The sequence below is a fragment of the Salinispora oceanensis genome (genome assembly GCF_000383575.1).
Lineage (GTDB): Bacteria > Actinomycetota > Actinomycetes > Mycobacteriales > Micromonosporaceae > Micromonospora > Micromonospora oceanensis.
Genome location: NZ_KB911579.1, coordinates 3,872,470 through 3,892,310, shown reverse-complemented (window position 1 = coordinate 3,892,310; position 19,841 = coordinate 3,872,470). Strand labels below are relative to the sequence as shown.

Genomic DNA, 19,841 nt, shown 5'->3' with positions numbered 1-19,841 from the left:
AGTCACGGGTGACATGCGACGAGCGGGGCCCCACCAGCTGGTGGGGCCCCGCTCGTCGCATGTCCGACTACCGGAGAAGCCAGGAACCCGGGTCAGCCGGGACCGCTCCCCAGCACGTCGTCCCGCAACTCAGCCCAGCTCAAGGAGTGCTGGATGCCCTCCTTCAGCGACAACGTCGGCTCCCAATCGAGCAGTCGACGGGCCCGGTCACTGCGGGTGTAGGTGCCAGCCGAGTCGCCGGGGCGACGCGGGGCAATGGCAGTGGGAATCGGCCGGCCGAGCACCGCGGTGAACGCGTCTAGGAGTTCCCGGACGGTAGTGCCGTTGCCGGTCCCCAGATTGATCACCTGGTAGGGCCGCTGGTTACCGTCGATGACGGTGTCGAACCGGCGCAGGGCCTCGACATGGGCCTGCGCAAGGTCCCACACGTGCACGTAGTCACGGATACCTGATCCGTCTCGGGTGGGCCAGTCGGTGCCGGTGACCTGGAACAGCGCCCCCGTCCGCGCCGCCTCAATCATCTTGCCGAGCGCATGCGAGGGCCGGGCCACCTGCAAGCCGGTCCGCATCTTGGGATCTGCCCCGACCGGGTTGAAATAGCGCAACGAGAGAACCCGCAACGGGTACGCGTGAGCGGCGTCGGCCAGCACGCGTTCCACCATCGCCTTACTCTCCGCGTACGGGCTGGTTCCCGAGATAGGGGAGGCCTCGTCCACGGCGAAGTCCTCCCCCGGCTGGTAGATCGCAGCAGACGAGCTGAACAGGAACCGCTCGCACTCGTTGGCTACCAACGCGGACAAGAATTCGACGGACTTGCCGACGTTCTCCTGGTAGTAGCGCAATGGGTGCGCCACCGACTCCGGCACGACGATCAACGCGGCACAGTGGACTGCCGCTCCGATGTCCGGGTGCTCGGCGAAGATCCGGTCGATCAGGGACCGGTCGGCGATGTCGCCCCGGTAGAAGATCCGGTCCTTGACGAACTCGGCACGGCCGGTGCTGAGGTTGTCGAGGATAACCGGGGTGATGCCCGTGTCGAGGCAGGCCGACGCGATGGTGCTGCCGATGAAGCCGGCTCCACCAGCGATCAGGACCTTCACTCAGGCCTCCCCTGGCCGGCGGAAGGTACCGAAACCGCAACGTTTTCGGCTGCCGAGCGGAGCACGGCAGCGGCGACTTCGACGGTGCGCAGACCCTGACGGAGAGTGACAATGTCGCTCTCCTTACCCTCAACGGCATCGCGGAACCGCTCGTGCTCGACCAGCAGCGGCTCCCGCTTGGGGATCGCGTACCGCACCATGTCCCCCTCGGCGACGCCGCGGAAAGCGCGCAGCACCTCCCATTCGGTGTCGATTGCGCCATTCGCATGGAAGGTAAGGTCAGCAGTGAGGGTGTCGGCCACGAAGCAGCCCCGGTCACCAGTGACCACAGTCGAGCGCTCCTTGAGCGGGCTCAGCCAGTTGACCAGGTGATTGACCATCGTCCCACCGGAGAGCTGACCGACCACGGCGACCATGTCCTCGTGCAGCCGACCGCTGCGGGAGACCGTGTGCGCCGCGACCGAGCAGTACTTCTGGTCGGTGACCCAGGCGGTCAGATCGATGTCGTGGGTGGCCAGGTCCATCACCACGCCGACATCGGCGATCCGGTGCGGGAACGGCCCCTGCCGCCGCGTCACGACCTGGAAGACCTCACCCAACTCACCGGCCTCAAGGCGGGCACGCAGGCTCTGCAACGCGGGATTGTAGCGCTCGATATGGCCCACGCCAGCGACGAGGCCCGCAGCCTCGAACGCCTCGACCAGCTTGGTCGCGCTCTCGATCGACGGGGCGAGCGGCTTCTCGATCAATGCGGAGACGCCGTTGGCCGCAAGTTCCAGGCCAACCGGCTCGTGTAGCACCGTCGGGCAGGCTACCACCGCATAGTCCACCCCCATCGCCAGCAGGTCGCCCACCTCGGGCACGACTGGCACGGGCAGCGCGCCGGTCGCGCCGCCAGCCGGGTCCACGATCCCGACCAGCTCAACTCCATCCAGGTTGGACAGCACGCGGGCGTGGTTCCGCCCCATGGCACCCAGACCGATCAGGCCGGCACGCAGCTTACGCCCCCCGCTCATCGCGCACCCCCGGCCAGGTTCGCACCTTCGGCGATCCGCTCGAGCTCAACCTGGGTAAGCGACGGGTGCACCGGCAACGAGATCACTTCGGCGGCAGCGCGTTCGGTCTCCGGCAAGTCCCACGGACCCGGCTCACCGTTTTCGGCTAGGTACGGCTTGAGTCGATGAATCGGGGTCGGGTAGTAGACGGCATTCCCCACGCCCAGTTCGGTCAGCCGCTGCTGGGCGGCGTCCCGATTGCCCTTCGTCCGGACGGTGTACTGGTGGTAGACGTGCCGCGCGCCGTCGGCCACCGGCGGAGTGACCATGCTGGTGATCGCGGAGTCGAGGAACTTGGCATTGGCACAGCGCTGCTCGGTCCACTCGGCCAGCTGCGTGAGCTGGACCCGACCGACGGCGGCCGCGACATCGGTCATCCGCATGTTGGCGCCCACGATCTCGTTCGCGTAGCGCTGCTCCATACCCTGGTTTCGTAGCAACCGAAGGGTGCGGGCAAGCTCAGCGTCCCTGGTACTGATCATGCCACCCTCGAGCGAGTGCATGTTCTTCGTGGGATAGAAGCTGAAGCAGCCGGCCGTGCCGAGGGCACCCACCGGGCTGCCGTTCAGGCTCGCCCCGTGCGCCTGGGCGGCGTCCTCAACGATGGCGAGACCATGCTGGTCCGCAATGGTGGCGATCCGGTCCATGGCAGCAGGGTGACCGTACAGGTGCACCGGCATAACGGCGACGGTCCGCGGCGTGACGGCGGCCGCCACGGCCTCCGGATCGAGGCAGAAACTGTCCCGCTCGATGTCCACGAAGACTGGCTCCGCCCCCACCAACCGGACTGCGTTGGCGGTGGCCGCGAAGGAAAACGACGGAACGATAACCTCGTCGCCCGGGCCGAAACCGAGCGCCAGCAAAGTCAACTGGAGCGCCGAGGTCCCGGAGTTGACAGCGACGCAGTGCGACCCTCCGGTCAGGTCGGCGAACTCCTCCTCGAACGCCGCCACCTCCGGGCCCTGCACGACCCGGCCACTCCGCAACACCCGGACCGCCGCGTCAATTTCGGCCTCACCGATGATTGGTCGTGCTGGGGGGATGAAGTCTGGGTGCGGCCCGGCCATGGGGCGTCCTCCTGTCTACGAACGATCATTCGAGGGGTCCGGGGGCGATGCTAATGGGTCCGGGTCAAGACGGCATCGGCGCCGGGGTCATTGCAGAGCTCGGGCTGATTTCCGCGAGGATCAAGACGTTTCACCAGCTAAATCGAACTTAATGTGTTGGCTCGCCAGAGTCGGACTCCGTGGATGCTACCCGCAGGCCGGCGACGATCGTCTCCGCTACCCGGCGTACCTCGCTGGCCGGCAGCGGAGCCCGTGTAATCGCCAGCCGCCAGTAGACTGGCCCAACGATCAGGTCAACCGCGAGACGCTGGTCGGTGTCCGCCGACAGCTCACCGCGCTCGACAGCCCGGCCGATCACGATGCCTCCGATGGTCCGCTGATACGCCTCCAGCGTCTGGTGGAGTTTCTCGGCGATCTGTGGGGTACGTGCGGCCTCGGCGAGCAGGTCTGGAATGATCTGGGAGGCCGCCCGGTGCCGCAGCGCCCGGGCCAGGACGTGGAGCAGGATCTCCAGGTCACCCAGGAGGCTGCCGGTGTCGAGCAGCGGGAGGCTGCGGCCAGCCGCGGCGGAGACCAGGTCCAGGACGAGATCAAGTTTGGAGCGCCACCGGCGGTAGATGGCGGTCTTGCTCACACCGGCCCGACGCGCCACCGCCTCGATGGAGAGACGCCCGTAGCCCACCTCGGCCAGCTCCGCCATGACCGCACGGCGGATGGCCGAGGTGATGTCCTCGCGCAGCACCGCGGCGCCCGCCGGAGGGCGCTTCTTCTCGGTCGTCACGCCGAACAATGTAACGCAACGACGCTACGGTTGCGTCCCGACGGGTAATACACTAGCTTCCAGGCACCGACGTGACACCCCGTAAACCGGACACGCCGGCTCATAGCACCGCGACACTTTCCCTCCCATCGACACGATAGATCGGAGCGCCTGATCATGGCCGACACCGCGGTGGCCGACCTCGACTCCAGGCCAAGCCCCGCCGAACTCGCGCAGCGGCACGGACTACGGGTCGCTGGCGCAAGGCCCTCCCTGCGCGAGTACACCCGCCAGGTGTGGGCGTACCGGCACTTCATCACCGCGTACTCCCGAGCGAAGGTCGCCTCGTCATTCAGCAACACCCAGCTCGGCCAACTCTGGCAATTGCTGACCCCGCTCACCAACGCAGCGGTCTACTATCTGATCTTCGGTGTGATCCTGTCCCAGGACCGCAACGTGGACAACTTCATCGCCTACCTGTGCACGGGCGTGTTCGTCTTCATGTTCACCCAGAGCACGGTGGCGAACGGCACCAGTGCGATCACCAACAATCTCGGGCTGATCCGGGCCCTGCACTTCCCCCGGGCCGCGCTGCCCGTCACCGTCACCCTGGTGCAGTTCCAGCAGCTACTGATGTCGATGGTGGTCCTGGCGGTCATCGTGCTGGCCACCGGCGAACCGCTCACCCTCCGCTGGCTACTCATCGCTCCGACACTGCTCCTACAAACAATCTTCAATATCGGACTCACCATGGTGATGGCACGGATCGGCTCCAAGATCACCGACCTCAAACAGGTGATGCCGTTCGTGCTCCGCACCTGGCTCTACGCCTCCGGTGTGCTCTACCCGGTTGTCCTGTTCCGCGATCATCTGCCGCAGTGGGCCGCGACCCTGCTCGAGGCGAACCCGGCCCTGATCTACATCGAGCTGGCCCGGTACTCGCTACTGGAATCAAACCAGGACAACCTGGTCAACCCGCCAACGCAGCTCTGGCTAATGGCCCTGGCCTGGGCGGCCGCCATGGGCATCGGGGGATTTGTCTACTTCTGGCGTGGGGAGAAGGAGTATGGACGTGGCTGAGCAGACCCAATCCAAGGCCAACACCACTCCCGCGGCGGCGAACCGGGTTCCGACCATCATTGTCGACGACGTCCATGTGATCTATCGAATTCACAAGGGCGCCGCGGCGAACAACGGCGCCACCGCCGCCCTCAAACGAATCGTATCCCGCACCAAAACCCCCAACATCCGCGAGGTGCACGCGGTCAAGGGAGTCAGCTTCACCGCATACCAGGGTGAGGCCATCGGCCTGATCGGCAGCAACGGCTCCGGCAAGTCGACCCTGCTACGGACCATCGCCGGGCTACTCCCACCGGCCCAGGGCGCGGTCTACACACACGGACAGCCGTCGCTACTCGGCGTAAACGCGGCCCTACTGAACGATCTCTCCGGCGAGAGAAACGTGGTGCTCGGATGTCTAGCGATGGGCATGTCTCCAGAAAAGGTCAAACGCGTCGCTCCCGACATCATCGAATTCTCCGGAATCAACGAACGGGGTGACTTCGCGTCTCTGCCGATGCGCACCTACTCCTCCGGGATGGGCGCCCGGCTGCGCTTCGCCATCGCCGCCACGAAGGACCATGACGTGCTCCTCATTGACGAGGCGCTGGCCACCGGCGACCGCAAGTTCCGGGCCCGCAGCGAACAGCGGGTGCGGGAACTGCGGGCGAACGCCGGCACGGTCTTCCTGGTCAGCCACGCGCTCGGCTCGATCCGGGACACCTGTGAGCGGACCATCTGGCTGGAAGGCGGCGTCCTGAAAATGGACGGCCCGACCGATGAGGTCTGCAACGCGTACGAGGGCAGGTAACGCCGCCACGGAGCGCATCGAGCAGCATCGTCGGCTGGTCGATGCGCCCTGTCGCAGACGCTAGAGTTCCGTGAGCGTCGGCCCACCCCGCACCGATACGTCTCCCCAATCACCCCCGACAGAAGCGAGGAACGGACATGACCCAGGACCGCACCACTGCATCGGGCGCCACGCCGCCGAACCCGGCATCCTGGCGCCCCTCGCGGACGGTAGCGGTGGTCCTCGCCGGTGGGACCGGTGAACGCCTTGGGCTCGGTATCCCCAAGCAGCTCCTGAAGATCGCCGGAAAGCCGATCATCGAACACACCCTGGCCATTTTCGAAGCCGCACCAGAGATCGACGAAATCATCGTGCTCATGGCCCACGGCCACGTCCAGCAGGCATTGCGGATCGTCGAGTCAGCCGACCTCAGCAAGGTCAGCAAGGTGATCGAGGGAGGAGACACCCGTAACGCCACCACTCGGATCGCCCTCGAGGCGATCGGCGAAGAGGATTGCAACATCATTTTCCATGATGCGGTCCGACCCCTCGTCAGCCACCGGATTGTCCGCGAGTGCGTAAACGCCCTCTGGACCTATGCCGCGGTCGACGTGGCTATCCCCTCCGCTGACACCATCATCCAGGTAGATGACGACGACTGCATCACGGACATCCCGGCCCGTTCCACGCTACGCCGAGGCCAGACCCCGCAGGCGTTCCGCTCCGGCACGATTCGCGAGGCCTACCGGCGGGCGGAGGGCGATCCGAACTTCGCCGCTACCGACGACTGCGGTGTAGTGCTTCGGTACCTGCCCGACACCACTATCAAGGTGATCAACGGTTCGGACGAGAACATCAAGGTGACTCATCCCGTTGATGTCCACCTGGCCGACAAGCTCTTCCAACTCGCCGCCGCGCGGGTGCCCCCTGTCGCCGACCACGGCAGCTACCGAGAAGAGCTGAGTGGCCGAACAGTCGTGGTTTTCGGGGGAAGCTACGGCATCGGGCACGATCTGGCCGAAATCGCCCGGGGGCACGGCGCCCAGGTCTTCGCGTTCAGCCGTAGCGACACGGGAACCCATGTCGAACGGGCCGATGAGGTCGCGGCGGCACTGACCACGGCATTCGAGGCGACCGGCCGCATCGACCACGTGGTGGTGACCGCAGGCGTCCTGGAAAAGGGGAGTCTCGCCGAGATGGACGAGAAGACCATGGACAGCCTCCTCCAGGTCAACTTCATCGGGCCGGTCACCGTCGCCCGTCTGGCCCTGCCCTACCTACAGCAGACCAAGGGCCAACTGCTGCTCTACACCTCCAGCTCGTACACCCGAGGCCGGGCACGCTACGCGCTGTACTCGGCGACCAAGGCGGCGCTGGTGAACCTCACCCAGGCGCTGTCCGACGAGTGGGCCGACTTCGGCGTGCGGGTGAACTGCATCAACCCGGAGCGAACCGCCACGCCGATGCGTACCCGCGCCTTTGGTGTGGAGCCAGAACACACGCTGCTTTCCTCGGCCGCGGTGGCGCAGGCCTCGCTTGATGTGCTGATCTCCGAACTGACCGGGCAGGTCATCGACGTACGCCGCGAGCTCGGTGACACCTCACCGGTGCCAGCCCAGCACGGACCCACCGTGACGCGCCCGGTCGCCGCAGCGGCGGCCGGGCACTGACCGCCGATCCCCGCGGCCAGGACGACAGGTGAACGGAGCGACATGCGCGGTGTTCTGATCCGTAAACTGGTCACCCGATTCCTGAGTGTCGGGCTGGCCCTCTTGGCCTTCCTCGTCTGCGCGCTGACCGCTTCGACCGGTTGGGGACTGGTTCTGGCGGCAGCGGCCCTCGGCGCGATCGCCCTGGAACGGCGGATCCCCACCAGCGTGGACACGCCCGCCGAGACGGCACTGGTCGCCGCGGCTGTCCTGGTCGCGTACTCCAGACAGCTGGAAGCCGGATTCGAGCCGGCGCTCGCCGCCACGGGCCTGGTTCTACTCGGGCTGGTGCTGTTGACCAGCCCGCTGCGGCAGGCCGGCGGGCTGGAGCCCCAGACGGCGAACCTGTCCGCGCGAGCCTGGGAGCCGCTGGTCGCCACGCGGCTCGAGACCGTATTGCTCGGCTTGCTGGCCGTGCTGACCCTAGCTGCGGCGATCAGCGCACCGACGCTGATCGCGTTGGTCGCGACGCTACTGGTGGCCGCCGTCGCCGGTACCGCCGGGCTGGGGCTCACGCGTCGGCGGCTGCGCCCAACCACTGCGGACGGGGCCGTACGGCAGGCGGTGCAGCGACATCAGCCGGAGTTCCTGCTGCACTTCTCCGCGCCCCCTGGCTCGGAGTATCAAGTCACCATGTGGCTGCCCTACCTGGAACGGATCAACCGAAAGTTCCTGGTGGTGCTCCGCGAGCCGCAGTTCCTAGCCCCGATCGCCGCGGCCACCACAGCACCGGTGATCTACTGCCCCACGCCGCGGTCCCTGGACGAAGTGCTCGTGCCGAGCCTGAAGGTGGCGTTCTACGTCAACCACGGCGCCAAGAACAGCCACTGCATCGGGTTCACCCAGCTGACCCACATCCAACTGCACCACGGCGACAGCGACAAGGCGCCGAGCGCCAATCCGGTCACCGCACTCTTCGACCGAATCTTCGTCGCCGGTGAGGCGGCGATTGAGCGGTACGCCCGCGCCGGCATCAACATCCCGGTAGAGAAGTTCAGGGTAGTCGGCCGTCCGCAGGTCGAATCGATCCAGGTACGCCACCAACCGGTGCCCTCCGATGCGCCAGCCACGGTGTTGTACACGCCAACCTGGACGGGCCACAACGCGCATGCGAACTACTGCTCGCTGGCAGTGGCCGAGCCGATTCTGCGTCGGCTCCTGGACCGCGGCGTCACGGTGATTCTCCGTGCGCACCCGTACACCAACCAGAACCCCGCCTCCGCCCGGCAGCTCAGACGACTCACCGAGCTACTGGCAACCGACCGGGAGCGTAGCCACCGACCGCACGTGTGGGGCCCGGAGGCGAGCCGGAAGCTCAGCCTGGCGGAATGCATGAACCGCTCCGATGCTCTCATCTCCGATGTGTCCGGAGTCATCTCGGACTACCTGCGCTCCGGCAAACCGTTCGCGGTGACCGACATGACCACCACCGACGCCGACGCGTTCGCCGAACAGTTCCCCCTGGCCGCCGCCGGCTACCGGCTACCCCGGGACATGAGGAATTTGGACGGGGTACTGGACCAACTACTCAGTACCGACCCCCTGGCAGCGCATCGCTGGGCGACACGACGGCACTACCTCGGTGACTTTCCGGACGAAACCTACGGGGCCGCGTTTGTGAATGCGGCCCGACAGGAACTGGATCGCGGGCGGCCATCGACCGCCCGTCCACCCCGACCGGCCGATGCCGCTGTTACCTAGTGAGATGGAGCCAAGAATGCACCAACGGATCCTCATGCGGGCCAGGAAGGGGCCTCTGGCTGTCCACTCGCCGGAGGAGACATTCGAGCGTGACCTGATCGGCCTAAATAGCGGCAACCTGGTGTTCAGCCACGCCGCGCACAAGCTTCTGCAGACCTCAACGGTCCAGATCACCCCGACCGGATTCACGGTCGACCTGCGTGAGGCCGACCGCATCAACGACGAATTCGACGTCTTCGTGGTCCCACTGGCCAATGCCTTCCGGCGCAGCTACGCCCCTCGGGTTGAGGTGATGACCCGCCTGATCGAGCGCCTGAAGATCCCGGTCGTGGTGCTCGGGGTGGGCGCCCAGACCAACATCCATGGTGACCGGGAATACCTTCGACCGTTGGACGACGTGGTGAAGCGGTTCGTCGGGGCCGTTCTCGACCGTTCGCACACCATCGGCGTCCGTGGCGAGATCACTGCGGACTACCTGAAGGCGTTGGGCTTCTCCGCGGTCGACGTCATCGGCTGTCCGTCGATGTTCCTGCACGGCAACGACCTACAGGTGGAGAAGGGCAAGCCGGCCCTCGAACCGGACGACCGGGTCGCGATGACGATCTCTCCCTATGTCACGTCCATGGCCTCGGTGGTCACCCACCACCACCGGCACTACCCAAACCTTCGGTACATCCCCCAAGACCTGAAGACCCTGGGTCTCCTCCTCTACGGCGATGCGCCGAGCGACCGGGACAAGACCAGCCCAATTCCGATCTACACCTCGCACCCCCTCTTCGTTGAGGACAAGGTACGAATGTTCGTGGATCCCTGGACGTGGATGGACTACCTCTCCGGGTTCGACTTCAACTTCGGCACCCGCATCCACGGCACCATCACCTCGTTGCTCGCCGGCACCCCGGGCTATCTCTTCGCGCACGACTCCCGGACCCTGGAGCTCGCCCGTTACTTCGACATCCCGCACCGGATCATGCAGGACGTTCCCGCCGACGTCGATGCCGCTGATCTGTACCAGGAAGCGGATTACACGGCGTTCAACAAGGGGCACACGGCCCGCTTCGAGACCATGCTCTCATTCCTTACCAAGCATGATCTGGGGCACTCCTTCGCGGACGCCGACAGTGCGACCCGCTTTGACGACAAGGTCCGTGCCACCACCTTCCCACCTGCGGTTCGGCCCGCCACCGCGATGGCTGGCGAGGAACTGTTAAACCGGATGCACTGGCTACGCGACCAAAATGAAAGGCTCCGCCGCAAGGTGCGGGCCCAGCAGGAAGCGAAGCTGCCCGCCCGGGTGAAGCGCGCCATCCGCGGCCGGGTGCGCGGGCTACTCAGTCGCTGACTGATCCGGATCTGGCTTGCAGCTCCCGACGGCGACCACGGGTGTCAGCGCGACCTGGTCGTTGCCAGAACTGCAGGCCCACGTGAGCCTGTGATCCGGACTCAACCGGGTGTCCAGTACGACGACGGGCGTCGGTCCCCCGTGGTGGAGGACCGACGCCCGGGCAACAAACTGTCGGTCAGGCGGAGTAGCCGCGCGTCGCGGCCCAATTCGCCAGGGCGATCGTGGTCATCCAGTAAGAGCTGGTCGCGGGGTTCGCCGAGTCGGCGATCTGCACCAGGCGACCATCGTCGTCAAAGCCCACCACGGCGACGTAATGGCCCCCCGGGAAGGAGTGCCACCCGCCGGCGGTGTCGGTGGCGGAACCGGCGATGTTCACCACCACGCTCCGGTCGTCAGTGATGGCCTCGACCACGTCGGCCTGGAGCTGGTCCATCTGCGCCGGGGTGGCCGAGCCGCCGGAGATCATCCGGGTCTGGTAGGGCTCGCCCTCCACCTCGGCATTGAGCACCCGCGTGGTGTCCTCGGCCGAGTCGGTGCCGAACTGGTCGGTACCGAGCGGGCCAGCGAGTTCGTTCTGGGTGCGCTCGATGCCGGTGGCGCTGAGGGCGTTCCGGACGGCAGCCGGACCGCAGTAGTAGAAGTTGATCTGCGCCTGGTAGTCGTAATCCAGCACCTTGGAGGTCGGTGGCTCCGGTGCTGCCTCCTCGGTCAGGTCCGGATCCGCCGCGCTCGACGGTGCGGCACTGAATGACTCAGCGCTCGACGACTCGACACTCGGCGACTCAGTGCTCGACGGCGCGGCGTTGACCGCGACCGCCTCGGGGCTCGAGTCGGCGATGTCGCCGGCCGCGGCAACGGCGGGGGCCGGCTGCGGCGAGGTGGAGCCCTCGTCGCTGCCGGCGGCGAGGGCGCCGGCGCCAGTGGCCAGCACGAGCACGGCAGCCGAGGCGGCGGCCAGCTGGTACGGGCGCTCCGAGGTCAGACGGCGGAGCTGTCGTTTGAGGCGATGTTTCACGGGATCCTCCACAGGCGGTCGGGACTGTGGCACACCGCGCCGTTGGGCGGGCAGCAGAGGTGGCCGCACGAAACCGGAATTCGCGCGCCGGTGGCCACAGGGGGATTACGCCCGGCCCCAGTGCCGGGCTACGCGGGATGGGTCAGCGCCCGGCGGCGGGCCGGACGGACGCGGACCCCGCAGTGCCGTGGAGGCGGCGGAACGCCCGCTGGGCGGAATAGCGCTGCACGGAAACGGGACTCCTTCCAATGCCGCTGACCGGGTTAGCTGACGGATTCGGACGGGAAGTGCGCCCTACCGCAAACTCGCGGATTCACCCCAGATAGAACGGGTCCCCGGTTCGCCTTTCGGCAATTGAGCGGGTCGGCACGGCGTCGCCTTTTGCGATCGAAAACCGCACCGGACGCGCCGACACTACTGACCACTTCCCGACCCGCCAACCCTCTCGGAACCGCTTAAACATGGGTCGCAGTCACGATTCACCGACAGCTGCACACTGAAATGAATCAATTACACGAAGGGCGATAGTGGCGCAGTCCGGTCAAGAACCGGACAGCTTGTCGGCAAATTTCCGCACGCTGCCCTGAGGAATCAGGCCGTCTGCCCGAAATGACTGACCCAACAATGCTATGACCAGCCTCACAAATTTCGACCGGTGTTCGAGACGTTGACGGGTGGCCTCGCCGGGCCGGGGACCGACCACCACCCGCAGATCTCCTGCGCGCCGGCGAAGCGCCGGAGGTGGTACCGGTCGCTTCCCGACCCGGCAGCGCCGATTCAGTCGCGGTCGATCTGATGGCCGATTACGGCGGGGCCTAGCAGCACAGCGAAGCCGCTGCCGTCGCGACGCGGATCAGCCGCGGGCAGTTCCACCGGCTCACCGTTCACCGTCGCGCCGACCGGGCGCGAACCGACCCAGGCGACGGCCACCTCGGTCTCCCCCTTGAGGAAACGCTGGGAGCGTACGCCGCTGGTCGCCCGTCCCTTCGCCGGATAGGCCGCGAACGGTGTCACCTTCACCGTGGCGCCGGTCGAGGTGACCACCATCGGCTCACCGTGGGCAGGATCGTCGGTGCGGACCGCGCCGAAGTACACCACCCGCGCGGCATCGGGGAGGCTGATTCCGGCGACGCCACCGCCGCGCAGTCCCTGCGGACGGACCGACCCCGCCGGGTAACGCAGCAGCGACGCCTCCGAGGTGACGAAGGCGAGGCTCTCAGCTCCGTCGGTCAGCCAGGTCGCCCCGACCACCTCGTCCCCATCCCGGAGGCTGATCACTTCGAACTCGTCGGCGCGGACCGGCCAGTCCGGCGCGGCGACCTTCACCATGCCCTGTCGGGTACCGAGAGCCAGCCCCGGCGACCCCTCCGCGGACGCGCCCAGCGGCGCGATCCCCACCACCGTCTCCCCCGGTGCCAGCGGCACCAACTCGGCCGCGGACATCCCACCGCGTAGGGAGACCGTGCCGGACTGCTCAGGGAGCACCGGCAGCGGCAGCACGTCCACCTTGAATGCCCGGCCGCCGCTGGTGACCAGCAGAACTTTGCCGCGGGCCGTGGAATGGGCGACGGCGCGTACCGCGTCGTGCCGGACCCGGCCATGCCGGCGATGCCCCTCGACCGCCTCCTCCGACTCGGCGGCGGTCCGGGCGACCAGCCCGGTTGAGGAGAGAATCACCTGGCAGGGGTCGTCGGCGACCTCCAGTGGGCCAGCCGGAACCGACGCGGCGAGTACCTCCTTCAGATCCCCGTCCACCAGGGTGGTGCGACGCGGCGCGGCGAACTGTTTCACCACCGCGCCCAGTTCGCCGGAGACGACCTTCCGCAGGATCTTCGGGTCGTCCAGAAGCCGGGACAGCTCGGCGATCTCGCCGCGCAGCTTCTCCTGCTCGGCCTCCAACTCCAACCGGTCGTACTTGGTGAGCCGGCGCAGCGGCGTGTCGAGGATGTAGGTCGCCTGGATCTCGGAGAGCCCGAAGCGCCGCATCAGAGCGTCCTTCGCGGCCTGCGCGTCCTCGCTGCCCCGGATCAGCTTCACCACCTGGTCGATGTCGAGCAGCGCGACCAGCAGCCCATCCACCAGGTGCAGCCGTTCCTCCCGCCGACGCTTCCGGTACGCGCTGCGTCGGGTCACCACCTCGTACCGGTGGGCCAGGAAGACCTCCAGTAGGGCCTTCAACCCCAGGGTCTGCGGCTGTCCGTCCACCAGCACCAGGTTGTTGACGCCGAACGACTGCTCCAGCGGGGTCAGCCGGTAGAGGTCGGCGAGAAGTACCTGTGGATTCACCCCGACCTTGCACTCGATGACCAGCCGGGTGCCGTTCTCCCGGTCGGTGAGGTCCTTGACGTCGGCGATCCCGGTGAGCCGCTTGGTCTTCGTGACCTCGTTGGTGACAGCGGCGATGACCTTCTCGGCGCCGATGCCGTAGGGCAGTTCGACGACGGTGATCGCCTGCCGGCCGCGGCTGCCCTCGATCGGGCCGATCTCCACCTTGGCGCGCATCCGCACCACGCCGCGGCCGGTCTCGTAGGCCCGCCGTACCTCGTCCAGGCCGAGCAGCAGCCCACCGGTCGGCAGGTCCGGCCCCGGCACGAACTCCATCAGCTTGTCCAGCGTGGCGTCCGGGTGGTTGATCAGCCAGCGGGCGGCGGAGACCACCTCACCGAGGTTATGCGGGATCATGTTGGTCGCCATCCCGACCGCGATCCCCGAGGCACCGTTGACCAGCAGGTTCGGGAAGGCGGCCGGCAGCACGGTGGGCTGGGTCAACGAACCGTCGTAGTTCGGCCCCAGGTCGACCGTCTCCTCGCCCAACTCACCGACGAGCAGCATCGCCTCCCGCGACATCCGGGCCTCGGTGTAGCGGGCCGCGGCCGGGCCGTCGTCCGGGCTGCCGAAGTTGCCGTGCCCGTCGATCAGGGGTGCGTTCAGGGAGAAGTCCTGCGCCAGCCGGACCAGCGCGTCATAGATCGCCACGTCGCTGTGGGGGTGGTACTTGCCCATCACATCGCCGACCACCCGGGCGGACTTGACGTGCCCCCGGTCCGGGCGGTGGCCGGACTCGTACATCGACCAGAGGATGCGCCGGTGCACCGGCTTGAGCCCGTCTCGGGCGTCGGGCAGGGCGCGGGAGTGGATGACCGAGAACGCGTACTCCAGGTAGGAGTCGGAGACCTCGGTGACCAGCGGATTGTCGAAAACCCGAGCGCCCGCCTGGTCGAACGCGGACAGGTCGACCTTCGGGCCCTTGCGGCGTGCCATGACTCAGCTTTCCCCTCGGACTGTTTCCGTGCTCGTGCCGGTGCCCGCGCGAACCGCGGCCGGTCCGGGTCTCATGCGTCGATCGCCTCACGGTCAACCCGGTCGGCGGAGGCGATCAGCCAGTTCCGGCGGGGCTCCACCTTCTCCCCCATCAGCAGTTCCAGGATCCGTTCGGCTTCCTCGGCATCGTCGAGAGTGATCCGACGGACCGCCCGGCCAGCCGGGTTCATCGTGGTCTCCCACAACTCGTCGGCATCCATCTCACCCAGACCCTTGAACCGCGGGATCGGAGTGACGATCTGCTTGCCCGCCTGCTCCAGCCGCCGGACGGTCGCCTCCATCTCCTCCTGGGTGTAGGTGTAGATAGTCTGCGGCTTGCGCCCCTTTGTGGTGATCTTGTGCAGGGGCGGCATCGCCGCGTACAGCCGGCCAGCCTCGATCAACGGTCGCATGTACCGGGCGAAGAGCGTGATCAGCAGGGTCCTGATGTGCGCGCCGTCCACGTCGGCGTCGGCCATGATCAGCACCCGGCCGTAACGCACGGCGGAGAGGTCGAAGGTGCGCCCCGACCCGGCCCCCAACACCTGCACGATCGCCGCGCACTCGGCGTTGTCCAGGACCTGCTGAAGGTTCGCCTTCTGCACGTTGAGGATCTTGCCGCGGATCGGTAGCAACGCCTGGTACTCCGACGAGCGGGCCAACCGCGCCGTGCCGAGGGCGCTGTCCCCCTCGACGATGAACATCTCGCTGCGCTCCACCCCGGTGGACCGGCAGTCGACCAGCTTCGCCGGCATCGACGCGCCCTCCAGGGCGGTCTTGCGCCGCGCCGCCTCCTTCTGCTGCTTCTGGGTCAGCCGGACCCGGGCGGCATCAGCGATCTTCTGGAGGACCGTCCGCGCCTCGGTCTTGGTCTTGCGCTCCTCCAGCCAGCTCTTGAGATGCTGCTCGACCAGGCGCTGGAGAACCTTGGTGATACCGGCGGTGGAGAGCTCGTCCTTGGTCTGGGAGGTGAACTGCGGCTCCGGGACGCGCACGTGCACGACCGCGGTCAGGCCCTCGAGGATGTCGTCCAGCGTGGGCGGATCCTCCTTGGCCTTGAGCAGGCCACGGGTGTTTCGGATCGCCTCGGCGAGGGTCCGCGTCAGGGCCCGCTCGAAGCCCTTGCGGTGGGTGCCGCCGTGCGCGTTGCGGATGGTGTTGGTGAAGCACTCCACGGTCCGCTCGTACCCGGTGCCCCACCGGAAGGCCACCTCCACCTCGGCGCGACGCGGCACGTTGGCCTGCATCACGCCGTTGGCGTCGGCGGCGTTCTCCCGGTACGCCCCTTCGCCACGGACCAGCAGGGTGCCGGAGACCGGGCGGTCACCGGCCGGGGCGAGGAAGTCCACCATGTCGGTCAAGCCGTTGGGGTAGTGGAACCGCTCCTCCACCGGCTCCGCTCCGGTGTGGTCCCGCAGCAGGTAGCTGACCCCGGGGACCAGGAAGGCGGTGTTGCGCAGCTTCATCCGTACGGCGTCGGCGTCCAGCGCGGCGCCGACCTCGAAGTAGCGCGGGTCGTACCAGTAGCGGATCGAGGTACCGGTGCGCTGCCGACGCTTGGCCGCACCGATCACCTGCAGGCCCGGGCCGGCCGTGAAGGCCGCCTGTGGCCCATCGCCGTCGAACGCGCCCGGCACCCCGTGCCGGAACGACATCGTGTGGATCTTGCCGCCGCGACGGACCGTCACGTCGAACCGGCGCGAGAGGGCGTTGACCGCCGAGGCACCGACACCGTGCAGGCCGCCGGAGGTCTTGTAGCCGGAGCCGCCGAACTTGCCGCCGGCGTGCAGCCGGGTGAGCACCAGCTCGACCCCCGATATTCCGGACTTCGCGTGCACGTCGGTGGGGATGCCGCGGCCGTCGTCGTCCACCTGCACCGATCCGTCGGCGTGCAGGGTCACCTCAATGGAGGTCGCGTGACCGGCGACCCCCTCATCGGTGGAGTTGTCGAGGATCTCGTTGACGAGGTGACCCACGCCACGGCTGTCCGTTGAGCCGATGTACATCCCCGGACGCTTACGGACGGCGTCCAGTCCCTCGAGATGCGTGAGGTCGTCGGCCTCATACAGGGTCTCAGGCTCTGCGGTCAACTGGTCGTACTCCCAGGTCTCGGCGGGTATGGTGCCACGCACGACAGGCATGGGCCGGTGCGGCACGCCGCAGCGAGCCTAGCCGTAGGCCCCGACGGGCCCCGCTGGGCCCGTTCGACCGGCCACAATCGGAGTAACGGGTCGGGGCCGTCCAACGATTCCGGCCGTGACCCAGGCGACAAGCGTCTCCGAGTGCGGCGAGGCCGGAGCCGGCACCCGTGGGCCCCGAACGGGCCGGCTTCCTGCCCGGGCACTCAGGCGCGTCCGGTGGCTCCCATCGGGAGCGGCCCGACCCGGCCGGGCACCCCCATCACCACGAGATCGACGAATATTTTTCACCACAAAACCCACGGCCGTGAGATTTGTTACTAGTGAGTATTGACACTTGCGACCGATGGGTGATCTGATCCCCTTCCCAGCGGATCTTTCACATCTCGATAGGGGTGATCATCACATGTCCAGATTGGGTCGTACCGTCCTGGCCGTCGGCATCGCCGTCGCCACGACCACATTCTCTGCGACAGTCATATCGCCGGCTCTGGCCGAGACACCGCCCACCGCTCCGGCCGGCGCACCACCCACCGCCGCGGTAGCGCTCGGAGACAGCTTTGTCAGCGGCGAGGGCGCCGGGGCGTACACCCCCGTGGTCGACATCAACGGGGAGACCAGCACCTTCCCCGGATGGTCCGCACCGAACAGCGCGGCCTACTTCTGCCACCGCTCGGCGAACGCCTCACTCCACCGAGCAAACCTGCCGGGCATCGAGGACCGCTTCAACCTCGCCTGCTCCGGCGGACAGCCGGCCGACATCGCCAACGCCTCCGCCGACCGGGCGAACGGGCGCCAGGTCGCCGCCCAGCTCGACCAGCTCCGCGCGGTGGCCCAAACCCACGATATCGACCTGGTCCTCATCGGCGTCGGTTCGAACAACAGCTCGTTCACCTTCGGCAAGGTGGCCGAGAAGTGCGCGAACCGGTTCATCGCCGACGCCTGGATCGGCTGGTGGGAGTTCTGGGCGCACCCCTGGGCGGTGGAACAGGACCCCTGCTCCGACGCCGACCTGGCAACCGCCGCGGAGCTCGCCGCGGCGACCGCGGAGACCAGCGCCGCCGTGCGGCAGGTCCTCAGTACGCTCGCCGAGGTGGACGCCGACGGCGAGCACCGGGTCGTCCTCCAGGACTACACGAACCCGCTGCCGGAGCAGCTGGACCAGGCCTACTGGACCGAGGACAACCGGGACGACACGCGGGACAAGTTCCGCGACCTCGGCCGCGAACGGTACGCCGCCGGGTGCCCGATCCACCGCGCCAGCCTCGCTCCCGGCCACCGCTTCTCGCAGGGTCTGGGCACAATGGTGAGCCAGGTCCACACCGACGTCACCAGCGAGTTCCCCAACGCCGACGTGGTCCTGCTCAACGTGCAGCAGGCCTTCGACGGCGCCCGGCTCTGCGAGACGACAGCTGGTCCGGAGAACGCCCTCGCCACCGCCGTTCGACTGATGGATGGGCCCACCGGCACCTACGTCACCAGCCTCGAAGGGGCAGACAAGCTCGACATCAACCGGATCGCCGGCACCTGCGTGGATCACTTCCAGACGTGCCAGGAGTCGTGGCACCCGAACGCCGCCGGTCACCTGGCGCTCGGGGAATGCCTTACCGGCGCCGCTTCCACGAGCGCCCGTGAGGTCTCCTGTGTCCGCTCCCCGACCGGCGCGATCACGGTGAGCTGACCCCTAACCGCACCCCGACGCCTCGCGGATCCGCGCACCGATCGGATCCGCGAGGCGTCTGTGTTTCCCGGTGCGCCGACGCCAGCCCGGCCAGATCGACGTGACGACAGTCACCGATTGGTTACTCGTCGGTAGATTCACCCCGTAGATTGGGCTGGTGAATGCGGAATACCAGCAAGAATTCGTCGAGGTCGACGGAGCCCGCCTCGGTCTGCAGATCTATCCGGAGCCGGCGGAGACCGCCGACGCCCCGCTGGTGCTGATCTCCCCCGCCATGGGCGTCCCCGCCCGGTACTACCGCCCGTTCGCCACCGCGCTCCGCGCCGCCGGGCTCGCCGTCGCGGTCGCCGACCTCCGCGGCACCGGAGCGAGCACACCGCGCCCGAGTCGCCGCTGCCGCTACGGGTACGCGGAGCTGGCCACCGATGTCGGCGCGGTGCTGGCGGCGTTGAAGGAACAGCGAAACGGCCGGCGCACTCTCCTGCTCGGACACTCCCTGGGCGGCCAGACGGCCCTACTGCACCTGGCCCTGACCCCCGGGCACGAGGTGGACGGGCTGGCCCTGATCGCCGTCGGGCTCCCCTGGTGGCGCAGCTATCCGCCCGGACCGCGGGGTTACGGCGTCCTCCCGTTCTCCCAGACGATCGCGGTCACCACCCGACTGCTCGGGGTGTGGCCGGGCTGGGGCTTCGGCGGCCGGCTGGCGCGCGGGGTGGTCCGGGACTGGGCCTACACCGCACGCACCGGGCGCTTTCCCCGACTGGCCGGCGTGGATGCCGAGGCGGCGCTCCGCGACCTCCGCACACCGGTGCTGGCGGTCAGCGTGGACAACGACCAGTACACCCCGCACGAGACCATCGACCACCTCTGCGCCAAGCTCACCAGCGCTCCCATCACCCGCGAGCGCCACGGGGCCGAGCCGGGCGGCAGCCGGCTCGACCACTTCAGCTGGACACGTACCGCAGCGACCCCGCTGGCCGCCCGAATCGCCCAGTTCGCGACCCAGGGGTAGCCCGAGCGGAGGTCTGTCCCCGGTCACGAGGGGACAGACCTCCGCTCGGCTGGGGTGCGGCGAGTTCCCCCGAGCCGGGCGAACCGTAGCCATCGACCCCCTTCCCTCC

Annotated in this window: 14 protein-coding genes and 1 riboswitch; of the genes, 7 read left to right on the top strand and 7 right to left on the bottom strand. The window is 67.8% G+C overall.

Annotation, left to right across the window (positions count from 1 at the left end; genetic code table 11):
• Positions 1-92 precede the first annotated feature (92 nt).
• From galE to SALPAC4_RS0118020, 4 genes are all read right to left on the bottom strand, one after another.
• Entirely contained in the window at positions 93-1,100 is a 1,008-nt protein-coding gene (gene galE, locus SALPAC4_RS0118035; protein WP_019871510.1) for a UDP-glucose 4-epimerase GalE, read from the bottom strand.
• On the bottom strand, positions 1,097-2,116 hold the full coding sequence (locus tag SALPAC4_RS0118030; protein ID WP_019871509.1) for a Gfo/Idh/MocA family protein: 1,020 nt from the start codon (positions 2,114-2,116) through the stop codon (positions 1,097-1,099). The genes galE and SALPAC4_RS0118030 overlap by 4 nt, the downstream gene beginning before the upstream one ends.
• Positions 2,113-3,222, bottom strand: coding sequence for a DegT/DnrJ/EryC1/StrS family aminotransferase (locus tag SALPAC4_RS0118025; RefSeq protein WP_019871508.1), 1,110 nt, complete (start codon positions 3,220-3,222; stop codon positions 2,113-2,115). The genes SALPAC4_RS0118030 and SALPAC4_RS0118025 overlap by 4 nt, the downstream gene beginning before the upstream one ends.
• Before the next feature lie 148 nt (positions 3,223-3,370).
• A complete protein-coding gene (locus tag SALPAC4_RS0118020) occupies positions 3,371-4,003 on the bottom strand; it encodes a TetR/AcrR family transcriptional regulator (protein ID WP_019871507.1) in 633 nt (210 codons plus the stop codon).
• 156 nt (positions 4,004-4,159) lie between these two features.
• Here SALPAC4_RS0118020 and SALPAC4_RS0118015 point away from each other — a divergent pair, with 156 nt between their 5' ends.
• The 5 genes from SALPAC4_RS0118015 (at position 4,160) to SALPAC4_RS0117995 (ending at position 10,583) form a co-directional block, all read left to right on the top strand.
• Positions 4,160-5,062, top strand: a complete 903-nt coding sequence (locus tag SALPAC4_RS0118015) for an ABC transporter permease (protein WP_019871506.1) — start codon at positions 4,160-4,162, stop codon at positions 5,060-5,062.
• Positions 5,049-5,852: an ABC transporter ATP-binding protein gene (locus tag SALPAC4_RS0118010; protein WP_019871505.1), complete on the top strand. Its 804-nt coding sequence runs from the start codon at positions 5,049-5,051 to the stop codon at positions 5,850-5,852. Before SALPAC4_RS0118015 ends, SALPAC4_RS0118010 begins: the two co-directional genes overlap by 14 nt.
• A gap of 137 nt (positions 5,853-5,989) precedes the next feature.
• A complete protein-coding gene (locus SALPAC4_RS25440; RefSeq protein WP_033664728.1) occupies positions 5,990-7,501 on the top strand; it encodes a bifunctional cytidylyltransferase/SDR family oxidoreductase in 1,512 nt (503 codons plus the stop codon).
• Positions 7,502-7,543: 42 nt separating this feature from the next.
• Positions 7,544-9,241: a CDP-glycerol glycerophosphotransferase family protein gene (locus SALPAC4_RS0118000; RefSeq protein WP_019871503.1), complete on the top strand. Its 1,698-nt coding sequence runs from the start codon at positions 7,544-7,546 to the stop codon at positions 9,239-9,241.
• A 16-nt stretch (positions 9,242-9,257) separates the two neighbouring features.
• Positions 9,258-10,583 (top strand): polysaccharide pyruvyl transferase family protein, encoded by a 1,326-nt coding sequence (locus SALPAC4_RS0117995; RefSeq protein WP_019871502.1) that lies wholly within the window; start codon positions 9,258-9,260, stop codon positions 10,581-10,583.
• 178 nt (positions 10,584-10,761) lie between these two features.
• Here the strand turns inward: SALPAC4_RS0117995 and SALPAC4_RS0117990 are convergent, their stop codons facing one another.
• The 3 genes from SALPAC4_RS0117990 to SALPAC4_RS0117980 form a co-directional block, all read right to left on the bottom strand.
• Complete coding sequence (locus SALPAC4_RS0117990; protein ID WP_019871501.1) at positions 10,762-11,613, bottom strand: C39 family peptidase; 852 nt, start codon at positions 11,611-11,613, stop codon at positions 10,762-10,764.
• Between the two features lie 225 nt (positions 11,614-11,838).
• A riboswitch (cyclic di-AMP (ydaO/yuaA leader) is annotated at positions 11,839-11,972 on the bottom strand.
• Positions 11,973-12,378: 406 nt separating this feature from the next.
• Positions 12,379-14,862: a DNA gyrase/topoisomerase IV subunit A gene (locus tag SALPAC4_RS0117985; RefSeq protein WP_019871500.1), complete on the bottom strand. Its 2,484-nt coding sequence runs from the start codon at positions 14,860-14,862 to the stop codon at positions 12,379-12,381.
• A gap of 71 nt (positions 14,863-14,933) precedes the next feature.
• Positions 14,934-17,042 (bottom strand): DNA gyrase/topoisomerase IV subunit B, encoded by a 2,109-nt coding sequence (locus SALPAC4_RS0117980; RefSeq protein ID WP_050564989.1) that lies wholly within the window; start codon positions 17,040-17,042, stop codon positions 14,934-14,936.
• 403 nt (positions 17,043-17,445) lie between these two features.
• On the opposite strand from SALPAC4_RS0117980, the gene SALPAC4_RS0117975 reads away from it, so the two are divergent.
• Both SALPAC4_RS0117975 and SALPAC4_RS0117970 read left to right on the top strand, forming a co-directional pair.
• Positions 17,446-18,720, top strand: a complete 1,275-nt coding sequence (locus SALPAC4_RS0117975; RefSeq protein ID WP_027644270.1) for an SGNH/GDSL hydrolase family protein — start codon at positions 17,446-17,448, stop codon at positions 18,718-18,720.
• Between the two features lie 157 nt (positions 18,721-18,877).
• On the top strand, positions 18,878-19,732 hold the full coding sequence (locus SALPAC4_RS0117970) for an alpha/beta hydrolase family protein (RefSeq protein ID WP_018735700.1): 855 nt from the start codon (positions 18,878-18,880) through the stop codon (positions 19,730-19,732).
• The last annotated feature ends 109 nt before the right edge of the window (positions 19,733-19,841 follow it).